Source organism: Cupriavidus pauculus (assembly GCF_002858765.1).
Lineage (GTDB): Bacteria > Pseudomonadota > Gammaproteobacteria > Burkholderiales > Burkholderiaceae > Cupriavidus > Cupriavidus pauculus_B.
Genome location: NZ_PJRP01000036.1, coordinates 3,237 through 11,070, shown reverse-complemented (window position 1 = coordinate 11,070; position 7,834 = coordinate 3,237). Strand labels below are relative to the sequence as shown.

The window sequence follows — 7,834 nt, the reverse complement described above, 5'->3', positions numbered from 1 at the left end:
GCAGCACCACCTGCATCGACCAGCCATCGGAGACGATGTGGTGCATGACCACCACCAGCAGGTGGTCGTCGGGGGCCAGCTCCAGCAGCAGCACGCGCAGCAGCGGGCCGTGGGCCAGGTCGAACGGGGCGCGGGCGAAGGCGGCGGCGCGCGCCCGGGCCTGCGCCTCGTCGCAGCGGACGTGTTCGAAGGCCACCGGCGCCGGGGCGTCGATGACCTGGCGCGCCAGCCCATCGTCGCCGGCCTCGAAGCGCGTGCGTAGCGACTCGTGCCGTGCGGCCAGCGCGTCGAAGGTTGTACGCACGGCGCCCGCATCAAGCGCGCCACGCAGGCGCAGCGCGCCCGGTACGTTATAGGCATTGCCGGCAGGGTCGAGTTGCCACAGGAACCACTGGCGCTGCTGGGCAAACGAACCCGGCGCACCCCCTTCCCGCTGTGCGGGCACGATCGGGAACCGCGAGAACGCCATGCCCTTCTCGCGCATCACAGCCAGTAACCTGCGCCGGTCCTGCTCTCCGAGTGCGGCAATACGTTGGGCGACTGCCAGCAGTTCCTGATCCATGCTCTCGCTCCTCAAAATGCGGAATCCGGGGAAAAAAATGGCCAGCCGTGGCCGGCTGGCCGGGTACAGCACTGCAATCAACCGATGCGACTACGCCGCCTTACCAGCGGTAGCGCGCCGTGGCCAGCACCACGCGGCGCGGACCGTAAAAGCAGAGGTTGGCGTTGTTGCACGAGGCCACATAGGCCTTGTTGAACAGGTTCGACGCGTTCAGCTCCAGCGATGCGCCCTTGAGCGATGCATCGGCCTTGCCCAGGTCGTAGCGGATGGCCAGGTCGAACAGCCATGCCGGCGGCACGAAGGTCTGGCCGATGCCGTCGTCAGTGGTGGCGCCGATGTAGCGCGCGCCGGCGCCCAGGCCCAGGCCCGCGAAGGTGCCCACGCGGAACGTGTAGTTGCCCCACAGCGACGCCATGTGGCGCGGCACGCCCGCAAACGGCACCTTGCCAAGGTTGTCGGTCGCGCTCTTGGTGACCTCCATGTCCGTGAACGTGTACGAGGCCAGCACGTCGATGTTGCGCGTGACTTCCAGCTTGCCCTGCAGCTCCAGGCCGCGCGAGCGGATCTCGCCCGTCTCGGTCTGGAACGTGGGGTGGTCCAGGTCGGTCGTCAGCACATTGGTCTGGCGCAGGTCGAACAGCGACGCCGTGACGAAGCTGTTGCCACCGCGCGGCTGGTACTTCACGCCCACCTCGGCCTGCTTGCCCTTGGTCGGCTTGAACGCATCGCCGCCGAACGTGGTGCCCACCTGCGGACGGAACGACGTGGAGTAGCTCACGTACGGCGTCAAGCCGGCGTCGGTCTGGTACGCCAGGCCAGCGCGGTAGGTGAACGCGTTGTCATCCTGGCTGGTCGTGTTGCTCGTGAAATCATTGCGCGTGGACATGTTGGCCGTGTCGTAGCGCCCGCCCAACGTCAGGATCCAGTGCCGGTCGATCTTGATCTGGTCCTGCAGGTAGAAGCCCAGTTGGCGCATCTTCTGGTACGTGCTCGAGTAGATGGCCGGCGACGCGATCGAATACCCGTAGACCGGATCGAACGGGTTGATCGGCGGCACATCCATGTCGAAGCCGAGCTGCGTATTGAAGGCCGACGTCTGGTAGTCCACCCCAGCCAGCCATTTCTGGTCCACAATGCCATGCGACATCTTGTACTCGAGCTGGTTGTCGATCGCGAACGTGTGGGCGTGTTCGCGCGACGAGAACGCGTAGCGCTGCAGGCGCGTGTAGTCGGTGTTGCCGGCAGCATCCGTGGCCCAGCCCAGCTCGGTGATCAGGGCCTGGTAGTCGGTCGTGATCTCGCTGAAGCGGGCGTTCTGGCGGAAGGCCAGCGCGTCGTTGAACTTGTGCTCGAACGCATAGCCCACCATCGCCTGGTTCTTGTTGTACTTGTCGAAGCCCGGCTCGCCCGAGAAGAAGCCCGGGCTGATCTTGCCGAACGGCGTGGACTTGAGCGTGCCATCGGCGGGCAGCCACTGGTCGGTGGAGCCGGCACGGATCTGCTGGTAGCTCGTCAGCAACGTGAACGTGGTGTCCGGCGTCATCTTCCACGTCAGGGAAGGCGCAATGTAGAAGCGCTTGTCCTTGACGAAGCCTACCTGCGTGTCGGCGTCGCGCAGCATGCCGTTGAGGCGGTAGAGCACCTTCCCGTCCTTGTCCAGCGCGCCGCCGAAGTCGAACGCCCCCTGGAGACGGGCGGGATAGCCGCTGGTGATCTCCACCTCCCGCACAGGCGCCTCAGTCGGGCGCTTGCTCACCTGGTTCACCAGCCCGCCCGGCACGTTCTGGCCGTACAGCACCGACGCCGGACCTCGGATGACTTCCACGCTGTCCAGGCTGTATGGGTTGATGTCGTACGAGCCGTAGTAGCGCGTGGGCAACGCCAGGCCGTCCAGGTAGATGCCCTGGTTCGACGCCGCCACCGAGAAGCCACGAATGCGGATGTTCTGGTGGCGCAGGTCGTTCGCCAGTTCGGTGCGCACGCCAGCCTCGTAGCGCAGCGCTTCCTCCATCTTCTGCACGCCCTGCCAGTCCATCTGTTCGCGGGTGACCACGGATATCGACTGTGGTACCTCGGAGAGCGGCGTATCGGTCTTGCTGCCGACCGTGCTCTTTGTGGCCACCATGCCGTCCCCGACAGCCTGGTTTTCCGTCACCGTGACCGTCGGCAACGTGGTCCCTGCCTGGCTGCCGTCCGTCTGTGTCGGGGTCTGTGTCGGGGTCTGTGTCTGGTTCGGGGCCTGGGCCCACAGTGCCGGCGACGCGCCCCAGACCATCATACCCACGCAGACGCCAATCACCCGGCGTCCCGACATCCCCGTGCCTCCAGCCAACTGCTGGCCGTGACCGTCCCTCTTATTCTTCTTCACAATTTCCTCTCGTCAAATGTATGGACATGCCGCGGGATGGACCCGCGGCATCATTCAACGCGCCTCGTCCAGCAAGTCCAACAGGCGCGTTGTCTCCCCTATCAACTGGTCGGCGTCCGCATTGGCATTGCGGAGCTCCACGTCGACCGTATTGGCCAGCTCACGCAGAATCGGCGTGGTGAAAACGCTGGCCAACTGAACATTGACGAATAAGGCCTGCCTGATTTTTAACTGAACCTGCAGGGCGGCCATGGAATGGCCCCCGAGTTCGAAGAAGTTGTCGTGGCGGCCCACCTGCACCACGCCCAGCACCTCCTGCCAGATTGCCGCCAGCATGGCTTCCGTGCCGCCTTGCGGCGCTTCATAGGTCTGCGTGGCCACATACTCCGGCACCGGCAGCGCCCCGCGGTCCACCTTGCCGTTCGCGGTCAGCGGCAGCCCGGGCAACAGCATCACTGCGGACGGCACCATGTAGTCCGGCAGTGTCTGGCCGAGCGTGCGCCGCAGCGCCTGACCGTCCAGCCCTTCCTGTGGCTTCTGCGCCCCCAGTGCCTCTACCCCAGTCACGTAACCCACGAGCCGGCCCTCGCGTGCCAGCACCACCGCCTCGCGCACCCCTTCGCAGGCCAACAGTTGCGCCTCCACCTCGCCCAGCTCGATCCGGAAGCCCCGGATCTTCACCTGGTGGTCGATCCGGCCCAGGTACTCCAGCTCCCCTGCCGCGCTCCAGCGCGCCAGGTCACCCGTGCGGTACAAGCGACTGCCCGCCGCCCCGAACGGATCGGGCACAAAGCGCTCAGCCGTCAGGCCCGGGCGGCCCAAATAGCCCCGCGCCAACCCCTCGCCTGACACATACAGCTCGCCCGAGATGCCAGCCGGCACCGGTTCACATTCCCCATCGAGCACGTACAGGCCCAGGTCCGGAATCCGCTCCCCGATGGGGCTGCGCTGGCCTTCCAGATCCGTTTTTTCGATGCGGCGGTAGGTCACATGTACGGTCGTCTCGGTGATGCCGTACATATTGATCAGCGCCGGTCCAGCCTCCCCGAAATGAGCCAGCCATGGCCGCAGCGTCGCGGGCTCCAGTGCCTCACCCCCAAAGATCACCACGCGTAGCGGTGTGCTGGCGCGCTCGTATAGCGCGGGCAACTGCAGCAGTTGCCGGAATGCCGACGGCGTCTGGTTCAGCACCGTCACGCCCTCGCGCTCGATCAGCGCCAGGAATGCCTCCGGGTGGCGGCTCGTCAGGTACGGCACCACCACCAGCTTGCCGCCGTGGCACAGCGCGCCGAAGATCTCCCACACCGAGAAGTCGAACGCGTAGGAATGGAACAGCGTCCAGACGTCGTCGGGGCCGAAGTCGAACCAGTGCCCGGTCGAGGCCAGCAGCCGCGCGACGTTGCGGTGCGTGAGTTGCGCCCCCTTGGGCCGACCGGTGGAGCCAGAGGTGTAGATCACGTAGGCCAGATGATTCGGATCGACCACCACGCCTGGATTGTGATCAGGACCGTCAACGACGGCACCAATCTCCAGCACCTCCAGGCCCTCCGGCACGGACAACTCCTGCGCCAGCCCGTGCGTGAGCAGCAGCCCGATGCCGCTGTCCTCGATCATGTAGGCCAGGCGTTCCGGCGGGTAGTCCGGGTCCAGCGGCACGTACGCCCCGCCCGCCTTGAGGATCGCCAGCAGCCCGACCACCAGTTCCGCCGAGCGCCGCGCCGCGATGCCGACCTTGACCTCGGGGCCGACACCCCGGCCAATCAGCGCGTGCGCCAGGCGGTTAGCCCGGGTGTTCAGTTCGGCATAGGTCAGCCGTTCGTCTTCGAATACCAGCGCATCGGCGTCCGGGTGTTGCGCGGCATAGGCTTCGATGCGCACGTGCAAGGATTCCACCGCTCGGGCAGTCACCGACTGGATGCCGCCTCGCAGGACGGCATCGCGTTCGACGCGGTCGAGCAACGCGATTGCGCCGACGCGCGCCTGCGGCATCTGGGCCATTGCCTCCAGCACACGCAGGTAGTGCCGCGCCATCCGTGCCACGGTTTGCGGTGCGAACAATTCCGCCGCGTAAGAGAACCAGCCACGGACTGAGCCGCCCTCGCCTTCTTCCGTATCGAGCGTGAACTCGAACTTCGCGCCCTGCTCGCCCAGCGGCTCGCGTTCCACTGTCAGGCCAGCTAAGTTTTCCAGTGCGCGGCCGTCGGCCCGCTGGTGGTTGTGCATCACCTGGAACAACGGTGTCTGGCCCAGGCTGCGTTCGGGCTGCAGCGCTTCCACCAATTGCTCGAACGGCAGGTCCTGGTTGGCCTGTGCCCCAAGGACAGCGGCCTTGGCCGCTTCCAGTAGGGCAGTGAGCGTCTGCTGCCCGTCCACGTCGGCGGCCAGCACCTGGGTGTTGACGAAGAAACCGACCACGCCCTCGGTTTCCACGCGCTGCCGATTCGCCACCGGCACGCCGATGCGGATCTGCGCTTCGCCCGTGTAGCGGTGCAGCAGCACCTGGAAGCCAGCGAGCAGCGCCATGAAGAGGCTCGCACCATGGACCTGGGTCAGCGTGCGCAGGCCGGTGACGAGCGCCGGCGGAAGATCAAAGTGATAGACCGCCTCGCGATAGCGAGCCTGCGCAGTCCGGGGGTGATCGGTCGGCAATGCCAGCACGGGATGGTGGATGCCAAGCTGCGCCTTCCAGTAGTCGAGCTGGCGTGCCAGCTCGCCGCTCTCCAGCCACTGGCGCTGCCATACCGCGTAGTCGGCGTACTGGATGGGCAATGGTTGCTCATCGACGGCTTCGCCTTGGGTGATGGCGCGGTAGCGCTCCACAAACTCGCGTAGCACCACCTGCATCGACCAGCCGTCCGACACGATGTGGTGCATCACCACCACGAGCAAGTGGTCGGCCGGCGCCAGCTCCAGCAGGAGCACGCGCAGCAGTGGCCCCTGCGCCAGATCGAACGGGGCCCGGGCAAACGCCATGGCACGCTCACGTGCCGTCGACTCGCTGCAGCGCGCATGCTCGAAGGCCACCGGCCCGGGCGCATCAATGATCTGGCGTGCCCGGCCATCGCCGCCCGCCGCGAAGCGCGTGCGTAGCGATTCGTGGCGCGCGGCCAGCGCGTCGAATGTCTCGCGGATGGCCGGCCGGTCCACCGCACCGCGCAAGCGCAGGGCTCCGGCCATGTTGTAGGCGTTGTCCTGCGGCGCCAGTTGCCATAGGAACCACTGGCGCTGCTGCGCATAGGACCCGACAACACTTCGTCGCACCGAGTCGGGCAACGCGGGAATGGTCGCGACCGCTGTGCCGCGCGGCAGCGTATCGACCAGCGCGGCGAGTTCGCTAAGCACCTGCCGCTCGAACAGGTGCCGTGGCGCAAGCGCCCAGCCTTGTTCCCGCGCGCGAGCCATGACCTGCAGGCTACGCAGTGAGTCGCCACCGAGTTCGAAGAAATTGGCATGGCGGCCCACCTGCGCCACACCCAGTACGTCCTGCCAGATCGCCGCCAGTGCGATTTCGGAGGATGTTTCAGGAGGCTGATAGGTATCGGCGTCACCGAATTCCGGCGCCGGTAATGCGCGGCGATCCACCTTACCGTTCGGATTGAGCGGCAGCGCTGCCAGCACCATGACCACCGACGGCACCATGTAGTCGGGCAAGACCTGCGCCACGGCATGACGCAGCACAGCGCCGTCGGGCGTGCCCGTTCCGGCCGCACCGGCCCCGGTGACATAACCCACAAGCCGAGCGTCGCTCGCCAGCACCACGGCTTCGCGCACCCCTTCGCAGGCCAGCAGTTGCGCCTCCACCTCGCCCAGCTCGATCCGGAAGCCCCGGATCTTCACCTGGTGGTCGATCCGCCCCAGGTACTCTAGCTCCCCCGCCGCGCTCCAGCGCGCCAGGTCGCCCGTGCGGTACAGACGGCTGCCCGGCGCGCCGAACGGATCCGGCACGAAACGCTCGGCCGTCAGCGCAGGACGACCCAGATAGCCCCGCGCCAGCAGCATGCCGCCGATACACAGCTCGCCCGCGACGCCCACCGGTACCGGCATCAGGTCGTCATCGACGACCACAATGGCGCGGCCGGCCAGCGGCGTCCCCAGGCTTACCTGCGACGCATCGCGCGTGCCCGCCAGCAGCGGCGCGCAATCGAGCGCCGTGGCCGTCACGGTGCCTTCAGTCGGCCCATAGGTATTGAGCAGCCGGATATGCGACAGGCCGGCCTCGCGCCACGCGCGTACGCCCTCGGCCGGCATGGCCTCGCCCCCGGCATTCACCTGCCGCAGCGCGCCCAGGTCTGCACCATGCTGCGCATAGTGCTGGGCCAGCAACAGCCAGTACGCAGTGGTCAGGTCCGCCACGGTGACGCGATGCCGTACGATCTGCTCGCGGAATGTGGCAGCGTCCCACAAAGCCGGGCCGCGCAGTACCAGCGCGGCGCCGGTGGCCAACGTCGGGAAGGCTTGCTCGACAAAGCCATCGAAATTGATGGTCGAGAACTGCAGTACGCGATCCGCGGCCGTGATGCGGAACATGTCCACCGACACGTGGATATGTTCCGCAAAGGCCGACTGGCTGATGGCCACGCCCTTGGGTCGCCCGGTGGAGCCCGAGGTATAGATCACGTAGGCCAGGTGTTCGGGGTCGATCGCCACCACCGGATCATGGTCCGGGCCATCGACCACTACAGCGATCGGCAGCACCGCGACGTCGGCCGGCACCGGCAGGTCCTGTTCCAGCCCGTGCGTGAGCAACAAACCGATGCCGCTGTCCTCGATCATGTAGGCCAGCCGTTCCGGCGGGTAGTCCGGGTCCAGCGGCACATACGCGCCGCCCGACTTCAAGATCGCCAGCAGCCCGACCACCATCTCCACCGACCGCTGCGCCGCAATGCCGACGCGTGATTCCGGGC

Annotated in this window: 3 protein-coding genes; all 3 read right to left on the bottom strand. The window is 66.8% G+C overall.

Going from position 1 to position 7,834, the window contains the following annotated elements:
- Nucleotides 1–562: condensation domain-containing protein (locus tag CYJ10_RS33540; RefSeq protein ID WP_257993655.1), on the bottom strand; the 562-nt coding region annotated here is incomplete at its 3' end.
- Nucleotides 563–662: 100 nt separating this feature from the next.
- On the bottom strand, nucleotides 663–2,930 hold the full coding sequence (locus CYJ10_RS33535) for a TonB-dependent siderophore receptor (RefSeq protein WP_146002171.1): 2,268 nt from the start codon (nucleotides 2,928–2,930) through the stop codon (nucleotides 663–665).
- Nucleotides 2,931–2,984: 54 nt separating this feature from the next.
- Nucleotides 2,985–7,834: non-ribosomal peptide synthetase (locus CYJ10_RS33530; RefSeq protein ID WP_219621586.1), on the bottom strand; the 4,850-nt coding region annotated here is incomplete at its 5' end.